This window comes from Mesorhizobium sp. M0029 (assembly GCF_040323735.1).
Lineage (GTDB): Bacteria > Pseudomonadota > Alphaproteobacteria > Rhizobiales > Rhizobiaceae > Mesorhizobium.
On record NZ_JAMYVF010000025.1, the window covers coordinates 1 to 17,809 of the forward strand.

Annotated in this window: 19 protein-coding genes; 11 read left to right on the forward strand and 8 right to left on the reverse strand. The window is 62.4% G+C overall.

Features of this window, described 5'->3' with window-relative positions:
• Nucleotides 1–134 precede the first annotated feature (134 nt).
• Nucleotides 135–374 (reverse strand): hypothetical protein, encoded by a 240-nt coding sequence (locus tag NKJ76_RS28550; protein ID WP_023670491.1) that lies wholly within the window; start codon nucleotides 372–374, stop codon nucleotides 135–137.
• A 134-nt stretch (nucleotides 375–508) separates the two neighbouring features.
• Here NKJ76_RS28550 and gcvA point away from each other — a divergent pair, with 134 nt between their 5' ends.
• Nucleotides 509–1,429, forward strand: a complete 921-nt coding sequence (gene gcvA / locus NKJ76_RS28555; protein WP_023683901.1) for a transcriptional regulator GcvA — start codon at nucleotides 509–511, stop codon at nucleotides 1,427–1,429.
• 15 nt (nucleotides 1,430–1,444) lie between these two features.
• Here gcvA and NKJ76_RS28560 read toward each other — a convergent pair whose 3' ends face one another.
• The 4 genes from NKJ76_RS28560 to NKJ76_RS28575 form a co-directional block, all read right to left on the reverse strand.
• On the reverse strand, nucleotides 1,445–1,864 hold the full coding sequence (locus tag NKJ76_RS28560) for a DUF1761 domain-containing protein (RefSeq protein WP_352538921.1): 420 nt from the start codon (nucleotides 1,862–1,864) through the stop codon (nucleotides 1,445–1,447).
• A gap of 102 nt (nucleotides 1,865–1,966) precedes the next feature.
• Nucleotides 1,967–2,665 (reverse strand): class I SAM-dependent methyltransferase, encoded by a 699-nt coding sequence (locus NKJ76_RS28565; protein WP_352538922.1) that lies wholly within the window; start codon nucleotides 2,663–2,665, stop codon nucleotides 1,967–1,969.
• Complete coding sequence (locus NKJ76_RS28570) at nucleotides 2,620–3,045, reverse strand: EVE domain-containing protein (protein ID WP_023683904.1); 426 nt, start codon at nucleotides 3,043–3,045, stop codon at nucleotides 2,620–2,622. The genes NKJ76_RS28565 and NKJ76_RS28570 overlap by 46 nt, the downstream gene beginning before the upstream one ends.
• An 88-nt stretch (nucleotides 3,046–3,133) precedes the next feature.
• Nucleotides 3,134–3,430: a YciI-like protein gene (locus NKJ76_RS28575; protein WP_352538923.1), complete on the reverse strand. Its 297-nt coding sequence runs from the start codon at nucleotides 3,428–3,430 to the stop codon at nucleotides 3,134–3,136.
• 379 nt (nucleotides 3,431–3,809) lie between these two features.
• On the opposite strand from NKJ76_RS28575, the gene NKJ76_RS28580 reads away from it, so the two are divergent.
• From NKJ76_RS28580 to NKJ76_RS28595, 4 genes are read left to right on the forward strand one after another with little or no spacing between them, the layout of a single operon-like run.
• On the forward strand, nucleotides 3,810–5,039 hold the full coding sequence (locus NKJ76_RS28580) for a glycosyltransferase family 2 protein (RefSeq protein ID WP_023709450.1): 1,230 nt from the start codon (nucleotides 3,810–3,812) through the stop codon (nucleotides 5,037–5,039).
• Nucleotides 5,029–6,033, forward strand: a complete 1,005-nt coding sequence (locus NKJ76_RS28585; RefSeq protein WP_245260377.1) for a glycosyltransferase — start codon at nucleotides 5,029–5,031, stop codon at nucleotides 6,031–6,033. Before NKJ76_RS28580 ends, NKJ76_RS28585 begins: the two co-directional genes overlap by 11 nt.
• A gap of 4 nt (nucleotides 6,034–6,037) precedes the next feature.
• Entirely contained in the window at nucleotides 6,038–6,538 is a 501-nt protein-coding gene (locus tag NKJ76_RS28590; protein WP_352538924.1) for a GtrA family protein, read from the forward strand.
• Entirely contained in the window at nucleotides 6,535–7,164 is a 630-nt protein-coding gene (locus NKJ76_RS28595) for a class I SAM-dependent methyltransferase (protein ID WP_023705009.1), read from the forward strand. The genes NKJ76_RS28590 and NKJ76_RS28595 overlap by 4 nt, the downstream gene beginning before the upstream one ends.
• A gap of 178 nt (nucleotides 7,165–7,342) precedes the next feature.
• On the opposite strand, the gene NKJ76_RS28600 is transcribed toward NKJ76_RS28595, so the two are convergent.
• Complete coding sequence (locus tag NKJ76_RS28600; RefSeq protein ID WP_156931600.1) at nucleotides 7,343–8,191, reverse strand: class I SAM-dependent methyltransferase; 849 nt, start codon at nucleotides 8,189–8,191, stop codon at nucleotides 7,343–7,345.
• Between the two features lie 242 nt (nucleotides 8,192–8,433).
• Between NKJ76_RS28600 and NKJ76_RS28605 the strand changes: the two genes are divergently transcribed.
• Nucleotides 8,434–10,200 (forward strand): DUF7056 domain-containing protein, encoded by a 1,767-nt coding sequence (locus NKJ76_RS28605; protein WP_352538925.1) that lies wholly within the window; start codon nucleotides 8,434–8,436, stop codon nucleotides 10,198–10,200.
• Here NKJ76_RS28605 and NKJ76_RS28610 read toward each other — a convergent pair.
• Nucleotides 10,197–11,213 carry an NAD(P)H-dependent glycerol-3-phosphate dehydrogenase gene (locus NKJ76_RS28610; protein ID WP_352538926.1) on the reverse strand — a complete coding sequence of 339 codons (1,017 nt, stop codon included), beginning with the start codon at nucleotides 11,211–11,213 and terminating at the stop codon, nucleotides 10,197–10,199. The genes NKJ76_RS28605 and NKJ76_RS28610 overlap by 4 nt on opposite strands.
• A complete protein-coding gene (gene tsaD / locus NKJ76_RS28615; protein WP_352538950.1) occupies nucleotides 11,210–12,295 on the reverse strand; it encodes a tRNA (adenosine(37)-N6)-threonylcarbamoyltransferase complex transferase subunit TsaD in 1,086 nt (361 codons plus the stop codon). The genes NKJ76_RS28610 and tsaD overlap by 4 nt, the downstream gene beginning before the upstream one ends.
• 101 nt (nucleotides 12,296–12,396) lie before the next feature.
• Here tsaD and hemC point away from each other — a divergent pair, with 101 nt between their 5' ends.
• From hemC to NKJ76_RS28640, 5 genes are all read left to right on the forward strand, one after another.
• On the forward strand, nucleotides 12,397–13,320 hold the full coding sequence (hemC, locus tag NKJ76_RS28620; RefSeq protein ID WP_023736796.1) for a hydroxymethylbilane synthase: 924 nt from the start codon (nucleotides 12,397–12,399) through the stop codon (nucleotides 13,318–13,320).
• Between the two features lies 1 nt (nucleotide 13,321).
• Nucleotides 13,322–14,035, forward strand: a complete 714-nt coding sequence (locus NKJ76_RS28625) for a uroporphyrinogen-III synthase (RefSeq protein WP_352538927.1) — start codon at nucleotides 13,322–13,324, stop codon at nucleotides 14,033–14,035.
• A 112-nt stretch (nucleotides 14,036–14,147) separates the two neighbouring features.
• Nucleotides 14,148–15,638, forward strand: coding sequence for a COG4223 family protein (locus NKJ76_RS28630; RefSeq protein WP_352538928.1), 1,491 nt, complete (start codon nucleotides 14,148–14,150; stop codon nucleotides 15,636–15,638).
• 10 nt (nucleotides 15,639–15,648) lie between these two features.
• Nucleotides 15,649–17,250 (forward strand): heme biosynthesis protein HemY, encoded by a 1,602-nt coding sequence (locus NKJ76_RS28635; protein ID WP_352538929.1) that lies wholly within the window; start codon nucleotides 15,649–15,651, stop codon nucleotides 17,248–17,250.
• A 76-nt stretch (nucleotides 17,251–17,326) separates the two neighbouring features.
• Nucleotides 17,327–17,806 (forward strand): tellurite resistance TerB family protein, encoded by a 480-nt coding sequence (locus NKJ76_RS28640; protein ID WP_023702389.1) that lies wholly within the window; start codon nucleotides 17,327–17,329, stop codon nucleotides 17,804–17,806.
• Nucleotides 17,807–17,809: the final 3 nt, after the last annotated feature.

The following is a 17,809-nucleotide window of genomic DNA, read 5'->3' on the forward strand; positions in this document are numbered from 1 at the left end:
GGAGTAGGGAGTAGGGAGTAGGGAGTAGGGAGTAGGGAGTAGGGAGTAGGGAGTAGGGAGTAGGGAGTAGGGAGTAGGGAGTAGGATGGTCTCGGCGTCGTTTCAATCCTTCACTACTCACTACTCACCATTGCCTAACGCCTTCTCGGCTTCTGCCACCCAGTGTCCAGCAATCCAAGCCGGCCGAGTTCCCGGTCCACGGCCCGCGTCACGTCCTTGCGCTGCGCGCCGACATCGCGCAGTTGGCGATCCGAAAGGTCCTCCACGTCCTGGCGCGGCAGGTTGATGGCGACTTTCGCCTGGCGAAGCCAGTCCGTTACGGCATGCAACCAGTTCGAGCGAGCTGCTGGCGAGTTCAAAACGAAGATGGACATGATGCGCTCCGTGTTCCGCCGGATATCAAATCCGGCTTGATGGTGTTTCGAAGGATGCATCATGCCGCATTGAAATCCATAAGAGAAACGAGTAGTTCTTTTCGGATCGTCAAGTTTTATTTGAGGATACGGTGATGTCCCGTCTGTTGCCCGGAACGCGCGCGCTGAGGACTCTGGAAGCCGCCGCCCGCCACCTCAATTTCACCCGCGCTGCCGACGAGCTCGGGCTGACGCCGGCGGCGGTCAGCCACCAGATCAAGGAAATCGAGGATCAGCTCGGGCTGGTGCTGTTCACGCGAACCAGTCGTACCATCCGGTTGACCGAGGCAGGTACGGTGCTGTTCGAGGCCTCGATCGATGCGCTCGACCTGCTCAACCGGGCGGTGTCGCGGGCGCGCAAGCTGACGCGCGGCACGGCATTGCTGAAGGTAACGCTCGACGCGCAGTTCGCGTCAAAATGGCTGATGCGGCGCGTCGACGATTTTCGCAAACTTCAGCCCAGTATCGAACTGAGGTTCGACATCGGCTACGAAGTGCGCGATTTCGAACTCGACGACGTCGATGTCGGCATCCGGTTCGGGGTCGGCAAGTATCCGGGGCTTCGCGCCCATCGCCTGTTCGACAACATCCTCATTCCGGTGTGCAGCCCGAGCCTGCTGACCTCCGGCCCGCCGCTGCGCGAACCGCGCGACCTCTTCAACCACACGCTGGCCCATATCGAATGGTCGCGCCAAGGCGTGACATGGCCGAACTGGCGCATGTGGATGGCGGCGGCCGGCATCAACGATTTCGACGACAGCCGGACTATCGTGTTTGGAACCTCTACCGATGCCGTGCAGGCGGCGCTCGACGGCAATGCCGTGGCGCTCGCCGAGTTCGCCATGGTGGCAAACGACCTTTCCCAGGGAAGGCTGGTGCAGCCCTTTGAACTCGGTCTGCGCGTGGGGCCGGAGTTCGGCTACTTCCTGGTCTATCCCGAGAGCACTGCCAACGATCCGCGCATCATCGCTTTCCGTGAATGGATCCTCGACGAAGTCGCCAGGACGCAGACCTGACGACTTCTGCAGGCCTCAGCCGGCGACCGGCGCCCCGAACCAGCCGATCACCGCGCCGATGATCAACAGCACGCCGAGCCAGTGGCCGCCGTCGATCAGGGTCAGGTCCCAGCCGAAATTCTCATAGCGATGGTTGGCCGTCAGCGTCGTGGCGACGAAACCCAGCCAGAGGACGAAGCCGAAGACCAGCCCTGCGACAAGGACCGGCTCGCCGCCGGTCATCGCGCCGACGACCAAGGCTAAGACCAGCGCCATGATCAGCTCGGCGATGAAGGAGATGATGAAGGGCAATATAGATTTCTTTGACGTTGACGGATCGATCCTGGCCGCCCTTATCCAAGGCCTGCTGAGGGCCGTGTACCAGACCGCGCCAAACAGCCACGCCGCGACGGCCGCGACAACCACCGCCAGCCAGTTCACCACTGAAAAATCCATAAAGTCCTCCCCTCAAGCATGCCGCCCAAAGCCTGACGGTTCTGGGATAACAACATGCGTATTCTTCAAAATGCGCGATGGAACGCCTGTTCGGCAATGCCGTCAAGCGAAGCGCCACACCGTGGTGCGCTTGACCAGGGCGTCCTCCAGCGCCCGCGTCACCGCCACTTCGTAGACGGCGAGCGGCTCCAGTCCCGCCTTCGGCATGTAGGAGCGGCCCGGATCGCCGACGAGGATGTCAGCGCCGCGCGCCTTCAGTGTCGAAAACCACGGCATCAGCGTGTCGGCGAAGGCTTTGTCGTAGAAGACGTCGCCGGCCAGCACCACGTCCAAGCCGGCGTCGGTGCCGATGCAGTCCGTGCCGCAAAAGTCGATGGCAACGCCATTGGCCTCTGCGTTGAGGCGGATCGCCGTTTCGCAGAACGGGTCGTTGTCGGCGGCGATCACGTGCGCCGCACCCGCCTTGGCGGCGGCGATGGCGACAAGGCCGGAGCCGGAGGCGAAGTCGAGCACGCGTTTGCCCCGCACATCCGACGGATTGTCCAGCACGTAGCGGGCAAGGCCCTGACCGCCGGCCCAGGCAAAGGCCCAGAACGGTGGCGGCAGGCCGATTTCGATCAGCTCGTTCTCCGTGCGCTGCCAGAGGTCATGCGCTTCGTCGGCCAGATTGAGGACAATCTCCGGCACATGCGGCGGCGACATAAGCGCCGTGTTGTCGAGAATGAACTTTTTCGCGCTGTTCGGCGTGAGGACCGTCACGGAGCCGGCGTCAGGCCGCCCATGCGGCAGACTTCCTTCCATTCGGCCGGCGTCACCGGCTGTACGGAAAGCCGTCCAAGCCGCACCAGCGCCATCTCGGCAAGCTTCGGATTGGCCTTGACCTGCTCCAGCGTCGGCGGGTTCGGCACGTCCTTGAAGGCGCGGATGTCGACGCATTCCCAGCGCGGATCGTCGGTGGTGCTGTCGGGGTGGGCAAGCCCGCAGACCTCGGCAATGCCGACGACGTTCAGCCCTTCATTGGAGTGATAGAAGAAGCCGAGATCGCCGATCTGCATCGCCTTCATGTTGTTGCGCGCTGCATAGTTGCGCACGCCGTCCCACTGCGTGCCGGCCTTGCCCTTGGCCTTCAGCGCCTCGAAGGAGAAGACCGAAGGTTCGGATTTGAACAGCCAGTAGTTCATGTCTTTGCTCCAACTACTATTTTTTGCGCAATTCCGGACGGAAAACCGTTACACACTTTTCCTGGGATCGCTCTAGGCGCCGCCGGAACTAACTAGCCGCCGGCTTGTTGAAGGTCCAGTTCCACTGGCGGATTTCGACACTTTCGAACAGCCCGGCCTTGGCATAGGGGTCGGCAGCCGACAGCGCCTGCGCACCGGCGAGATCCGGCGCCTCGACCACGGCGAGGGTGCCGTTCGGCTTGCCGTCGGCATCGAGGAACGGACCGGCAAAGGCCAGTGTCCTGTCGGCGTTCAGGCCCTCGAGAAAGGCGACGTGGGCGGGTCGCGTGTCGACGCGCACCTGCAGGCTGCCGGGCTGGTCCTTGCAAATCAACGCAAACAGCATGCTTTCGAAACTCCGGGTTGGGATTGCGACTAAAGTTCGCCTTGAACTGCCGAAACCGCGTTTTTGCTTTTATGGTGCCTTCGGGTCAATGCCAAATGATCTGTCGCGATGGATCTCCGCCCGGCTCAAGGCCAAGGCATTGAAATGATGGATCCACATGAGTTTGATGAAAGTCACAGACGATATCGCTTCGCCCGAAAGAGCAGACACAGGCAACAGCGCTGCATTGCGAAGCGCCTGGCCTTTGCGATTGCTGCTTATAAAGACGCCACTGGATATTTCGTAAGTCAAAGATAATCAATTTTCGATATGATACGCTCCCAGCGGGTCAGTTGTGGGGATGGGCTGGTTCTTCCAGAACGCCTGAATAGAGGACGCAATGGAGAGCATCGCGGGGGACACGACAGTCAGGATCGACGACGCCACGCCTGCTTTCACGGTCAGCATGGAGACCGAGCGCGTTCTCGTCTCTGCAATTATTCCTTGCCTGAACGAAGAATTGACGATTGGCATTTGCATTCGCAAAGCCTTCGATGCCTTCTTGAGGCGCGGCGTCAAGGGGGAAGTCGTCGTCGGCGATAATGGCTCCACGGACAGGTCGGTGGAGATTGCGCAACAGTTGGGAGCGCGGGTCGTCCATCAGCCGGTAAAGGGCTATGGCGCGGCAATCAGCGCTGCAGTTGAAGCGGCCGAGGGCAAATATCTCATCATGGCCGATGCCGATGATTCCTACGACTGGAGCCAATTGGGCGATTTCATCGATGCGTTGGAATTGGGTGCGGACTTTGTCATGGGCAATCGGTTCGCCGGCGGTATCGAGCCGGGCGCCATGCCGCTACTGCATCGCTACCTGGGCAATCCCGTCCTGTCCACCATCGCTCGCTGGCTGCACAAATCTCCGATCCGCGACTTCCATTGCGGCATGCGCGGCTTCACTCGAGAGGCATTTCAGAAAATCGGCGCACGCTCGCCGGGAATGGAATTCGCCTCGGAAATGATCATCAATGCGCATCGCGCTGGGCTCACCATTCGTGAAGTGCCGATCAAGCTCTACCCCGACAAGCGAAACCGCGCCCCGCATCTGCGTTCCTTCCGCGACGGTTGGCGCCATTTGCGGCTCATTATTGCTCACGCGCCGGACACCATGTATCTCGTGCCTGGGCTGACCTTGCTGATCACTGGCATTGCCGGCCTTGCAGTTCTCGCTGCCGGACCTGTTCGCATCGGTGGATGGTACTTCGGAATTCACTTCGTCGCGCTCTCGGCTATGGCGACGTTGATTGGCCTTTCAGCGATCCTGTTCGGTATGCTGGCAAAGGTGGCAATCGCCATCTACCATCCGGTCTACAGCGGTCGAATTGTGTCATGGCTGACGCGCGGTCGCCCTTTGGAATGGCTGGTTTTTTCCGGTGGCGTACTCGCGGCAGCTGGCTTCGCGGCGGACGTGGCACTGGCGCTACATTGGATTTTTGTCGGTGGCCCCATGGAGCAATCAGTGCATCTGACCTTTGTGGTCACCACTATCTGCGTGGCCGGCATGTCCATGGTGCTATCTGGCTTCGTGCTCAAGTTGCTGCTTGATACATTGAGCGCCAGACATGAGTTCTAACCCTTCAGCAGCCTCGCGAGCGGAAATTCAAGCCGTAAGCCGCGCAGCCGAAAAGCCTTTTCTGTCGGTCGTCATGCCTGTCCATGACGGGGCGGCATGGATTGGAGCGACACTTGATTCACTTGCTGCGGAGCTGACTGGCGACCTGCAGATAATCATTATCGACAGCAGCCCGACGAACGCCACAGCTGCCATTGTCGAGCGATTCCTCTACCGGCCGGCGTTCCGGCTGCTTCGGCGAAAAGATCTCGGGCCTTGGCAGTCGAAGACCAACCTGGGCGTTGAGCTAGCCGCCGCCGATTATGTCTGCATACTCCACCAAGACGACCTGTGGTTGCCCGGGCGCATTGAGGCCGCTCGACGCTGGCTCGCGGACGCACCCGAAGCAGCGCTTCATTTAGCCCCGACTGCGATCGTTGACCGCCACGGCCGGCGAATGGGATGCTGGAACTGTCCCTTGCCAACCGAAAAGGTGCTCGAATCTGAATTCTTGCTGGAACGGCTTCTCGTACAGAATTTCGTGTCTGTGCCTGCTCCGATTTTTCGTCGGAGTGCTTGGCTGGCATGCGGGGGCATGGATGAGATGCTTTGGTATACGGCGGATTGGGATATGTGGGCGAAGCTCGCTGTTGCCGGATCTGTCGTTTATCACAAAGAGATAACCACAGCCTTCCGGGTTCATGGCGATTCGCTGACCGTAACCGGATCGCGCGATGCGAACGAATTCCGTTCGCAAATGCAGACTGTCCTAGAGCGCCATCTGTACCGGCTTTCGGCGCGCAGCCGACGCCAGATTGAATCTGCTGCTCGGGCATCGATCAGCGTCAATGTGTCGCTGGCGGCTGCGTCGGGCGGCGACTTGAAGGCCTTGGTTCGAGCGGCTCGCACCATGCTGTCGCTCGGGCCGACGGGATTAAGGCGCTACTTGCGCGATTCGCGATTGCTGGAGCGCGTCATGTGCCGGCTTCGCGCGAAACTGACAGGAGCGTTCTGAGGCAATGTTCAGCTCTGCCAGGATCGCCGACGACCAAGTGGACAAGAGCAACCATGCCGGAGCTCACGAAAGACCGCTTTTGGAACGTGGATGGCGGTACACTGTGGTGGGAGCGATATGCGCAATTGCGCACAATGCCATCATGATTGCGGTTGATCAGCTGGGTGGGCATTACCTGCTGGGCATCATGATTTCATTCCTGGCTGTGATGCCTACGGGATACGCTCTGCACAGCTGGTTCACCTTCGGCAAGCCACTTCGCTTGAAAGCGTTTGCGCGTTTTGCGGCAGGTGTGGCTGCGGCCTATCCGATCTCGGTAGCCATGATGGTGCTTCTCTGTTCATGCCTCGGCCTTGGCGTTGCGATTGCGTCTCCGATCGCCACAGTTGCGTTGCTCATCTGGAACGTTGTCGTTGCGCATTTTGCTATCTTGTCACGGTTCAATCTAAAGCCCATCACCTTGCCGGCGACATCCTCTCGCTCAACCACGGGAAACGAGGAATGAGAATGTTGCCGCCAGGACAGATCATGCGCAGGGCTCTTGGCCGTCATTTCAAGCCGGTCGGAGACATCTACCGGCGTGTTTTCGTCAATCTCAATGTAATTGCGGATTTTCTCGATCGCGAATTGCCGAACGGCGCGAGGGTTTTGGATATCGGCGGCGGGGATGGAGCGCTCGTCGACCGGTTGCTTGATCGGCGCCCCGACCTAACGGTTACGATGTGCGATCTCGCACCTTCAATCGGTGCCTTTCTAAGCAACGCAAATCGGGCGAAGGTCGAACTTCTGCCCGCCACGGACCTTTCCAGCGTGCAGGGATCTTTTGATGTTGTGACGATTTCCGACGTCATTCATCATGTGCCGGTCGATGGGCGCGACGCATTCTTCAAATCGCTGGCCGACAGTTGCGAACGCTGGGCCTGCCGGAAGATCATCTTGAAGGACATCGAGCCTGGTGGAATACGCGCCACCTTGTCGCTTCTTGCGGACCGGCACATTACCGGAGACAAGCATGTCGTGCTATTTTCACGCTCGGACTTCACGGCCATGGCAAGACGGCATTTCCCCACAGCAAAAAGAGCATCGGCGTTACCGGACCGGCCGAATTATTGTGAACTGCTCAGCTGGTAGCAGATGGGTAGATCCTGGCGGGTCGCTAGAACGTTTCACCGTTTCACGGAAACGGCGAACCGCTCTATCTCTTTGTTTTTGCGCAATTCCCAAGGGAAAGCGCTACGCGCTTTTCCTGGGAAAACCGATCACACTTTCCTGGAATTGCTCTTGGCAATAAGCGCTGGTCAGCGACACGCTATTTGGTCGCGATGGTGCCGAGCATGCTGGCGATCCGGTGACTCTCCGGGCGATCGACCAGAAATTTGTCGATAAACTTCAACGGGAATGTCAGCGTCAGGATCGCGGCTTTCGCTACCATGTAGCGGGTTCGGTTCTCTCGACCGACAACGACGCCGATGTATTCGGACAGGATGTTGACGATCGCGCTTGTCGGCCCTTGATGCGTCTGGACCTCTACCCTTGCGAACCGCTGGAGAAGCTGCTCGATCCCGTCCTTTGTGAAGTTGCAGTAGTGGGCGGGATAGCCGTGATAGGGGAACAGGAAAGGGTTGATGCAGAGCAGCTTCCCACCCGGCTTCAGGACACGGAACACTTCATCGACGACCGCTACCGGATTGGGAACATGCTCGATCACGCTGTCCAGAATGACGACGTCGACGGAATCGCTCGCAAGCGGCGTGTGCTCGATATTCGCGACCAGATCGACGTTCGGGGTGGGGAACAGGTCAATGTTGAGAACATCGGGGCGGACGCGCCGTGCGCCGGAGCCGAACTCAACGATCATTGAGTCCTGAGGTATCGAGGCAAGAAACGAATTCAGCGTGTCGTGCGGTGAATATTCGCTGGTGATGACCTGCTTGAGCGAATTGTAGAGACGGGCGCGCGTACTGGTACCGGCATACGCCTCTTCATGGAAGCTCGCGTCGAAGCCCTCCCTCACCGGCGACTCCACAAAGAACGGAATGCCTTTGTGCACGGGATAGGGGGCAGGGCAAGATTCGCAGGTCAGGGCAACCGGGCTTGTGCCAAGCCTGGAATAGCAGACTGGGCAGACGAGGCCCGATGCCATCTTGGGTTGTAGCACGCGATGTCCTTTCAAGCCTCCGCATTGTCGCAGAAGGCTGGCTGCCGTGTTTGAACATAACCCTTCTTAACAAGCAAAAGGCTAACAGCGGCTAAAGTCCGCTGCGTATAGACAGGCTGGAGCGGAGCGCTGCAAGAATCCGAAGCGCGACGGCTTCAGTTCCGCACAGTCTCGGAAAATTAACCGCGGTGGAACCATGCTTCGCCAAGCGGAGCTGCCGGCCTCGAAGTTGTTGTCTGAGGATGAAGGGCGTTGCGCCCAGCGAGGCAGCACGCCTGGCGTTGGTCTGCCTGGGCACGATCGAGGGGGTTGTCTTGAATACGCAGGAGCCGGGACCAAACAAGCTGTTCGCTCTCGGGCAGCGCCCAACAACAACTTTTCTGCATATCCTGATCGCACTCAAGATCATCTTGCTGTTCGTTCTGGCTTGGAACATCCGCTTCGTCATGGATGAATTCGTCCAACTCGGATGGGCGAAATATTTCTCCAACGGCCTGTTCGATACGATCTGGCATCCCAAGGCGGTCGGCTATGCGGCTTTTTATGAGATTGCTCATCTGATCGGCTGGAATGCCACGTCGATTCTGCTTGCTGGCCGCATGCAGACTGCGTTGCTGGCCTGCGGGACGATCTCTTTGATCTACGCATGCGCTCGCGCTCTGGGCGAGGATCGCGTGCGCGCTTTGACGATCGTCCTCGTTCTCCTGTGCTTTTCGAATTTCATGGAGCGCATCTTTCGTACCATCGCCGAACCGCCGGCAGTGTTCTTCGCCGTGGCGGCGTTGCTGGTTGTCCTGCGCGCACCTGGGTTGAGGGCAAGGCAGCTTGTTGCCGCCGGCATGCTAAGTGGCCTTGCCTTCGTCATCACTCAGAAATCGGTCTACTTCAACGTTGCGCTCGGCATCGGCCTTGTTGCTGACGCAGCCTTGATGAGACGCTACGCAACAGGGGCGGTTCGCGGAGGGTGGCTCGTGCTTGGATGGGCCGTTCCGATAATGGTCTATTGCTTGATCTTCGGTGGAGGCGCCCCTGTTCTCGCGGCCAAAAACCTTTTACTTGGCCCGGTCGAGATTGCGACGCGTGGAGGCGGTGACTACGGGGGACTGAGGCAGTTCGTGTTACAGACACTGGCGCGGAACGCCCTTCTTTACGGGATCTGTTTCTCCGGTATGGCCCTGTCACTGATGCGGATCATGAAACTCGATGGTCGAAGGCGAATTGCGCTGATCTTTTCACTCGTCATCACGGTGCTGGTATTCACGCACGACCAGCCCTGGCCTTATGTCTTCATCATGGCGTTGCCGTTCGTTGCGCTCTGGTCGTTGGAGCTTCTCGACAGCACCGCAACCCACGCGCGCTACCGGGTTCCTGTCCTCGCGGTGCTGATCACAGCCATCGCAATGAGCTACGCGAGCAATGTCGTTTACCTACGCCTCAACAATCAGGCCCAGCTTGAACTGGTCTCGCGCGCGGAATCTTTGCTCGCACCGGATGAGAAGTATTTCGACGGCATCGCCATGCTGCCCAATCGACAGGAGCCCTCCACACTCTGGCTCGACCAGCATTATGTCTTGAAAACATTGCAGGAAGGCAGGCAATCGGAAGCCTACAAAGTTCTCTCGGATTCCCCGCCCAAGATGGTCCTCTGGTCATATCGCATGGATTTGATCGATACCGTGATCGCGCCTCTCATCCGCGACAGCTACGTCCAGATCGCTCCCAACATCAGAATGGCTGGTCGTCGCCTCTATTCCGGTCGTCCGGTCGTTTTCAAGGTGCCTGTCGCCGGACGATACAGCCTGTACACGACCAGCGGGGAGCTTGCAGACGGCGAGGTCGAGATAAACGGCACCTCGCATTCTTCGCCCCTATCCTTGGAGGCAGGTACCAGCGACGTTGTCCTGCGCAACGGTCCAGCCGAGGCACTGCTGCTGCCGGAAGGTCACTATGAAAACCGCATCGTGCCTGGCGGGGACAATACCGAGCTGTTCACGGGAGTTTACAATTAAATACCGGTTTCGGTCTTCAGCGGCCGGGTCATCAATGCCGTGACAGCCTGCCGAATGGTGATCGTGCCGTCCAGTATCGCCGACACCGCAGCGATGATCGGCGCGTCGATGTGGCGCTCGGTGGCGATGCGGGCGGCGATCGCCGCCGTCGGCACGCCTTCGGCGAGCGGCAGTCCGGACAAGGGCTTACCTTGCCCCAGCGCCAGCCCATAGGCGAAATTGCGCGACTGGGCCGAAGAGCAGGTGAGCAAAAGGTCGCCGAGGCCGGAAAGCCCCATCAGCGTCTCCGGCTTGGCGCCGAAGGACGCGCCGATGCGGCGCAGTTCGACGAAGCCGCGTGTCACCATGGCGGCCTGCGCGCTGGCGCCGAGCCCAGCGCCGGTGACGGCGCCAGCGGCAATGGCGAACACATTCTTCAAAGCACCGCCGATCTCGACGCCGATCAAATCGTCGCTGGAATAGCAGCGCAGATTCTGCGCCGAAAAGCGCGCGGCAAGCTCGGCCGCCAAGGCGTCGTCGCGTGCAGCAACCACGACAGCGGTCGGCAGACCCCTGGCGACGTCGGCGGCAAAGCTGGGACCGGACAGGGCCGAAACCGGAGTTTCGGGCAGAATCTCATCAACGATCGCCGACAGCAGCGCGCCGGTGTCGCGCTCAATGCCTTTGGCGCAGAGAACCAGCGGGATGCCTTTCGGCATATGGGGCTTTGCCGTCGTCAGCATGGCGCGCAGCGCCTGTGCCGGCGCCACGGCCAGCGCGCAATCGGCATCGGTCAGGGCCGTGCCGATATCGCTCGTCGCCGCAATGCCTGTTTCAATGGCGATGCCGGGGAGATAACGCGGGTTCTCGCCGCGGCGGATCGCGGAAACCGTCTCTTCGTCGCGGGCGTAGAGCCGGACATCGTGACCGGCGCGCAGCATCGCCAGCGCTAGCGCCGTGCCCCAGGCGCCGCCGACAAGCACGGCGACGCGCCAGCCGGTTCTGTCCCTGCCGCTTGTGTTGCCGGCGCTCATGCTTTTGCTCCGCGCCGGCCGGAGCCGACCATCGGGGCCGAAATGCTGTCCAGCGGCCAGCGCGAACGCGGCACGAAATCGAAGCCGTTCTCTTGCGACAGGCCTGCCCGCAACCGCTCGATGCCGGCCCAGGCGATCATCGCCGCGTTGTCGGTGCACAGTTTGAGCGGCGGCGCGACAAAGGCGAAGCCGGCCTCGGCGCACTGCTTCTGCAGCGTCGCCTTGATCGCTCTGTTGGCGGCGACGCCACCGGCAACGACCAGCGCCGGCTCGGCCTTGTCCGGAAATTCGTCGCGGAAGCGGGCCAGCGCGCGGGCCACGCGGTCGCCAAGTGCGTCGGCTACCGCCGCCTGGAACGAGGCGCAGATGTCGGCGACATCCTGCTCACTCAGCGGCTGGATGGCGGTCGCCGCCTGGCGCACAGCGGTCTTGAGGCCGGAGAAGGAGAAATCGGGCTGCGCCGAGCCCCTCATCGGCCGCGGAAAGGCAAAGCGCGTCGCATCGCCCGACATTGCCGCCTTTTCGACGTTCGGGCCGCCGGGATAGGGCAGGCCGAGCATTTTGGCCGTCTTGTCGAAAGCTTCGCCGAGCGCGTCGTCGATGGTCGTCGCCCAGCGTTGGTAGTCGCCGACGTCGCGCACGGCCACGATCTGGGTGTGGCCACCGGAGACCAGCAGCAGCAAATAGGGGAAGTCGAGCCCGTCGGTCAGCCTTGCGGTCAGTGCGTGGCCTTCGAGATGGTTGATGGCGATCAGCGGCTTGCCGGCGGCCGCTGCAATCGCCTTGGCCATCATCAGGCCGACGATCAGCCCGCCGACCAGGCCGGGGCCGGCAGTGGCGGCAATGGCGTCGATGTCGGCCAGGGCTACGCCCGAATCCGCAAGAGCGGCCTCGACAATGCCGTCCAGCGCCTCGACATGGGCACGCGCGGCGATCTCCGGCACCACGCCGCCGAAGGCGGCGTGCTCCTCGATCTGGCTGAGCACGATGTTGGACGCAATCACCGGCACGGAATCGCCTTCCAGCGTCACCACGCTGGCGGCGGTCTCGTCGCAACTCGTCTCAATGCCCAGAACGCGGATCAATTCGTCGCTGTCTCCAGAGATTGTGTCGCCGGACTTTCCTAGTTAGAGGGAGTGCCGGAAACGCAAAGCCAGCCGGGGGTTATCACGGACCGCGCGCCATGCAAACTTTGAAAATCGGAACACGCGGCAGCCCGCTGGCGCTCGCCCAGGCGCATGAAACGCAGGCGCGGCTGATGGAAGCGCACGGCATGCCGGCGGAAGCCTTCGAGGTCGTCGTCATTTCGACCAGCGGCGACCGCATCCAGGACCGGCCGCTGTCGGAAGCCGGCGGCAAGGGCCTGTTCACCAAGGAAATCGAAGAGGCGCTGCTGGCCGGCACGATCGATATCGCCGTGCATTCCTCCAAGGATATGCCGACAGTGCTGCCGGACGGGCTGGAGCTGTCCGCCTTCCTGCCGCGCGAGGATGCGCGGGACGCCTTCATCGGAAAGGCGGTGAAGCGCATTGTTGATTTGCCGCAAGGCGCCAAGGTCGGGTCGTCTTCGCTCAGGCGCCAGGCGCTGATCCGGCGCATGCGGCCGGACCTAGACGTGGTCATGTTCCGCGGCAATGTGCAGACCAGGCTGCGCAAACTGGAGGAAGGCGTCGCCGAAGGCACGATCCTCGCTTATGCCGGGCTGAAGCGGCTCGGGCTCGGCCATGTCGTCACCGATCTGATGCCGCTCGATGCTTTTCCGCCGGCGCCGGGACAAGGCGCAATCGGCATCGAAACCCGCATCGGCGACAGCGAGGTCGAAAAGATGCTGGTGGCCATCCATGATGTGCCGACAGGCCAGGCGCTGGCCTGTGAGCGCGCCTTCCTGGCGGCGCTCGATGGCTCCTGCCGCACGCCGATCGCCGGCTATGCGACGATATCGGGCGGCAGGCTGGTTTTCGCCGGACTGATCATTTCGCCCGATGGCACGCAATCGCATGAGGTCAAGGCCGAAGGCCTGGCACTGGATGCCGCTGACATCGGCACGGACGCGGCCAGGATGGTGCGGGTCAAAGCGGGCGAAACCTTCTTCGACGGCTGGGTCTGATATGCGTGCCCTGGTGACGCGGCCGCAACCTGGGGCGTCGCGAACCATGCGGCGGCTGCAGGAATTGGGATTTGAGCCGCTCCTTCTGCCGCTGACCGGAACGGTGACACTGCGGGTTGGCGCCGATGCTGCGAGCGACAATGCCGTGGCCGTCGCTGTGACCAGCGCCAATGCCGTGCGGCATGCGCCGAAAGAACTCATTCGTGCGCTCGCCGCCTTGCCTTGCCATGCCGTCGGACGCAGGACGGCTGAAGCGGCACGTTCGGCAGGGTTCTTGTCGGTCAGCGAAGGGGCGGGCGACGCCGAGCGGCTGGCCGAGGCGATTGCTGCCGGCCTTTCCGGCAAGGCGGTCGTCTATCTCACAGGGCGCGTGCGGTTTCCGGCCTTCGAGGCGCGGCTGCGAAAGGTCGGCGTCGAGGTCCGCACCGTCGAAACCTACGACACGATTTCGCTCGATTATTCCGATGCTGAAATCCGTACACGCCTGTCCGATCAGGCGGTCGACGCGGTGCTGCTCTATTCAGCCAAGGCGGCGGCAGCGTTGCAGGCCTTGGCCAGCCGGGCGGAACTGCGCGATCTCTTTGAAAACATGCAGGCTTTTGCGCTCTCCGAGCGCGTGGCAGCGGCGTTTGACAATGCCGCCGGCAAAAAAATACGCATTGCGCGGGAACCGCAGGAGGAGGCGCTGCTTGAGCTGTTGCACCGCGGCGACTAAGCCCCGTGTCATCACGCCGCCCCTTTTCACCTGATGATGATGTGCTAGACCATTTTTCAAACCATCACGCGCCGTCGGGCGCCCAGACGAAGCAGGATTGCGGAGCCCAGGCATGGTCAAGACGCCGAAGATGCGACATTCGAAAAGCCACCGCGAGCCGGTGACCATCGAACTCGAACCCGGGGCTGTCTCGCGCATTGCCGATGCGGATGCCGCCAAGACGGATGTCGCCAACTCGGACGACGTCGAGGCCCCGGCAGGGTCGGTTGCGGCTGAGGATGCCGCTGCCATGGCAAATGCGCAGCCGGAGACGCCTGACGAGCCCGTTCATGCCGATCAGGCCGATCTCGAGCCGTGGGAGCACTCCGATGCCGCGGCGCAGGCCGCTCCCGAAAGCGCCGATGCCAAGGCGTCCACCCAGGCGGAGCAGCCTTACCCCACCGCTTCGGATGCGCCACCGCGCGCCAGAACCTCCGACTACAGTTTCGAGGATGCCTCGCCCAAGCCGGGTGCACCCAAGGAAACCCCAAGGACAGCCGGGAACCAGCCCATGGCCGCGCAACCGAAGCGCACGAACGGCATCGCCGCCGGCATCATCGGCGGTGTCATCGCGCTGGCTGCCGCCGGGGGGCTGCAGTTTGCCGGCGTGCTTGGCGCTCCGGGCTCAGGGGCGGGCACGGTCTCGCTCGACGGCGTCAATGGCGAGATCGCTTCGCTGAAGCGCGAAATCGCCGACCTCAGGGAAGCCAGCGGCAATGGCGCCGCAACGGCCAAGGTCGACGGGCTGTCTTCGGCGCTGGATCAGGTCAAGGCCGATGTCGCATCGCTGAAATCGGCGGTCGAAAAGGGCGGCGCCGGCGACAATGCCGGGCTTGCAGCGCTTGGCGACAAGGTCAAGCAGATAGAGACGGCGGTCGCCGCCCTTGGCCAGGCCGGTGGTGCAGCGCCCGTCGATCTCGCGCCGCTCAATGAAAGACTGGCGGGCCTCGACGCACTGGTGAAATCGGCCGGTGAGGCAGCCAAGACGCAGGAAGGCAAGATCGCCGCGCTGGAGCAGTCGGTGACGCAGCTCGCCGGCAAGGTCGATGCGCAGGCCTCGCAGCCAAAGATCGCGATGGCCATCGCCGCTTCGGCCTTGAAGGCGGCGCTTGACCGCGGCGCGCCGTTCGCCGCCGAGTTGGAGACCTTCGCGGCGATCTCGCCCGATGCACCGCAGATTGCAGCGCTGCGCCCCTACGCTGAAAAGGGCGTCCCGACCCGCACCGAGATCGCCGGCGAGGCCGACGCCGCGGCCAATGCGATGGTCGCGGCGGCGACGCCGGTCGATGAAAATGCCGGCTTCTTCCAGAACCTTTTGTCGAGCGCCGAATCGCTGGTCAAGGTCCGGCCGATCGGCGCCGTCGAAGGCGCCGGCGCGCCGGAAACCGTGGCGCGCATCGAAGTGGCGGTCAATCAGGGCGACTACGCCAAGGCGCTCAGCGAATACGCAACGCTGCCGGATGCGGTCAAGGCTGCCGGCGTCGACTTTGCCGGCAAACTGAAGGCGCGCATCGACGTCGAGACGCAGGTCGACGCGCTGATTGCAGGTGCGATGAAGGCATGAGGACGACACGATGATCCGCATTCTCATCTTTCTCGCCGCCGTCTTCGCCCTCGGTCTGGGCTTTGCCTGGCTGGCCGATCGTCCCGGCGAGATGGTCGTTACCTTCAACGGTTACCAATACCAGGTCAGCCTGATGGTGGCGGCGGTGGCGATCGTTGCCGTCGTCGCAGCGGTGATGATCGTCTGGTGGCTGATCAAGTCGCTGTGGAACAGCCCATACACGATCTCGCGCTATTTCCGCGTGCGCCGCCGCGACCGCGGCTACCAGGCGCTGTCGACCGGCATGATCGCAGCCGGCGCCGGCGACGGCGCGCTGGCCCGCAAGAAGTCCAAGGAAGCCGCCAAACTGATCCGCTCCGACCAGGAGCCGCTGATCCAGCTGCTCGAAGCGCAAGCCTCGCTGCTCGAAGGCGACCATGAGGGCGCGCGCGAAAAATTCGAGGCCATGCTCGACGACCCCGAAATGCGGCTGCTTGGCCTGCGCGGGCTCTATCTCGAAGCCGAACGGCTCGGCGACCGCAACGCGGCGCGTCACTATGCCGGCCGCGCCGCTTCCGTCGCGCCGCAACTGGCTTGGGCCGCCGAATCGACGCTGGAGGATCTGACCGGACGCGGCGACTGGGACGGCGCGCTGAAGCTGGTGGAGGCGCAGAAGTCGACCAGGCAGATCGAACGCGACGCCGCCAATCGCCGCCGCGCCGTGCTGTTGACCGCCAAGGCGCAGGCGCTGACCGACAGCGACCCCAATGCAGCCAAGGCAGCCGCTCTCGAGGCAAACAAGCTCGCGCCCGATTTCGCGCCGGCCGCGGTTGCAGCCGCCAATCTTCTGTTCAAACAGAACGATGTGCGCAAAGGCTCGAAGATCCTTGAGGCAGTCTGGAAGGCGGAGCCGCATCCCGAGATCGCCGAGCTCTACACCCATGCAAGGCCGGGAGATGCCGTGGTCGATCGTCTCAACCGGGCGAAGAAGCTGCAGGAGCTGAAGCGCAACAATGCCGAATCGTCGATGACGGTGGCGCGCGCCGCGCTCGATGCGCAGGATTTTTCCACCGCCCGCCGCGAGGCGGAAGCGGCGATCCGCATGGATCGCCGGGAAGGCGCTTACCTGCTGCTGGCCGATATCGAGGAGGCAGAGACCGGCGACCAGGGCAAGATCAGGCAATTGCTGTCCAAGGCGGTCAGGGCGCCGCGCGATCCGGCCTGGGTCGCCGACGGCGTCGTCTCCGAACGCTGGGCGCCGGTATCGCCGGTCAGCGGCAAGCTCGACGCTTTCGCCTGGCGCGCACCGATGGAGCGGCTGGGCCAGCTCATCGACAGCCATGAAGACGAAGCCGATGTGCCGGTGCTTGCGGCACCCGCCAAGCCGACAAAGGAAGCCGAAGTGATCGATCATCCCGCCGTTGCCAAGACGATCAGCGAGGCGCCGACCGAGCCGAAGCCCGCTGTGGGCGACGACCAGGTCACGCCGGTCACCGCCGCCGCTTTCGCCGCAATACCAAACGACGCCGAACCCGTCGAACCTGCCGAGGAACTGGCGCGGCTGCCCGACGACCCCGGCGTCGACCCCGATGACGAAGCGGAGAAGTCACCGCGCCGCTTCCGCCTGTTTTGATCCCTGAAGCATGATCCCAAAAAGTGGATACCGGTTTTTGGAAAAGATCATGCTCCAATAATGTGAAGTGAGCACCATGTTCGAACGCGTCCTGGCCTTTCTGAAAGACCTGCCCTCCGGGGCTGGGGCTCGCGCCAATGCGGACGATCCGCGCGTTGCGGCGTCGGCTTTGCTCTATCACGTGATGAATGCCGACGGCGTGCGCCAGGATGTCGAGTGGGAGCGGTTCAAGCAGGTGCTGGCGCAGAGCTATTCGATCAGCGGCGACGAGCTCGATGCACTGGCTGCCGCCGGCGAGCGCGCCGACAATGAGGCGATCGACCTCTATGCCTTCACCAGCGTCTTGAAGCGCCATCTCGACGCCGAGGCGCGCAAGGCTTTCATCGGCCTGATGTGGGAAATCGTCTATGCCGACGGCGAACTGCATGAGTTGGAGGACAACACCGTCTGGCGCGTCGCCGAACTGATCGGCGTCGAGCGCCAGGATCGCGTCGAGGCGCGCCGCAAGGCGGCGGCCGCCGCGCCCGGCGCCAGCGGGACGTCGAGCGACGAATAGGAT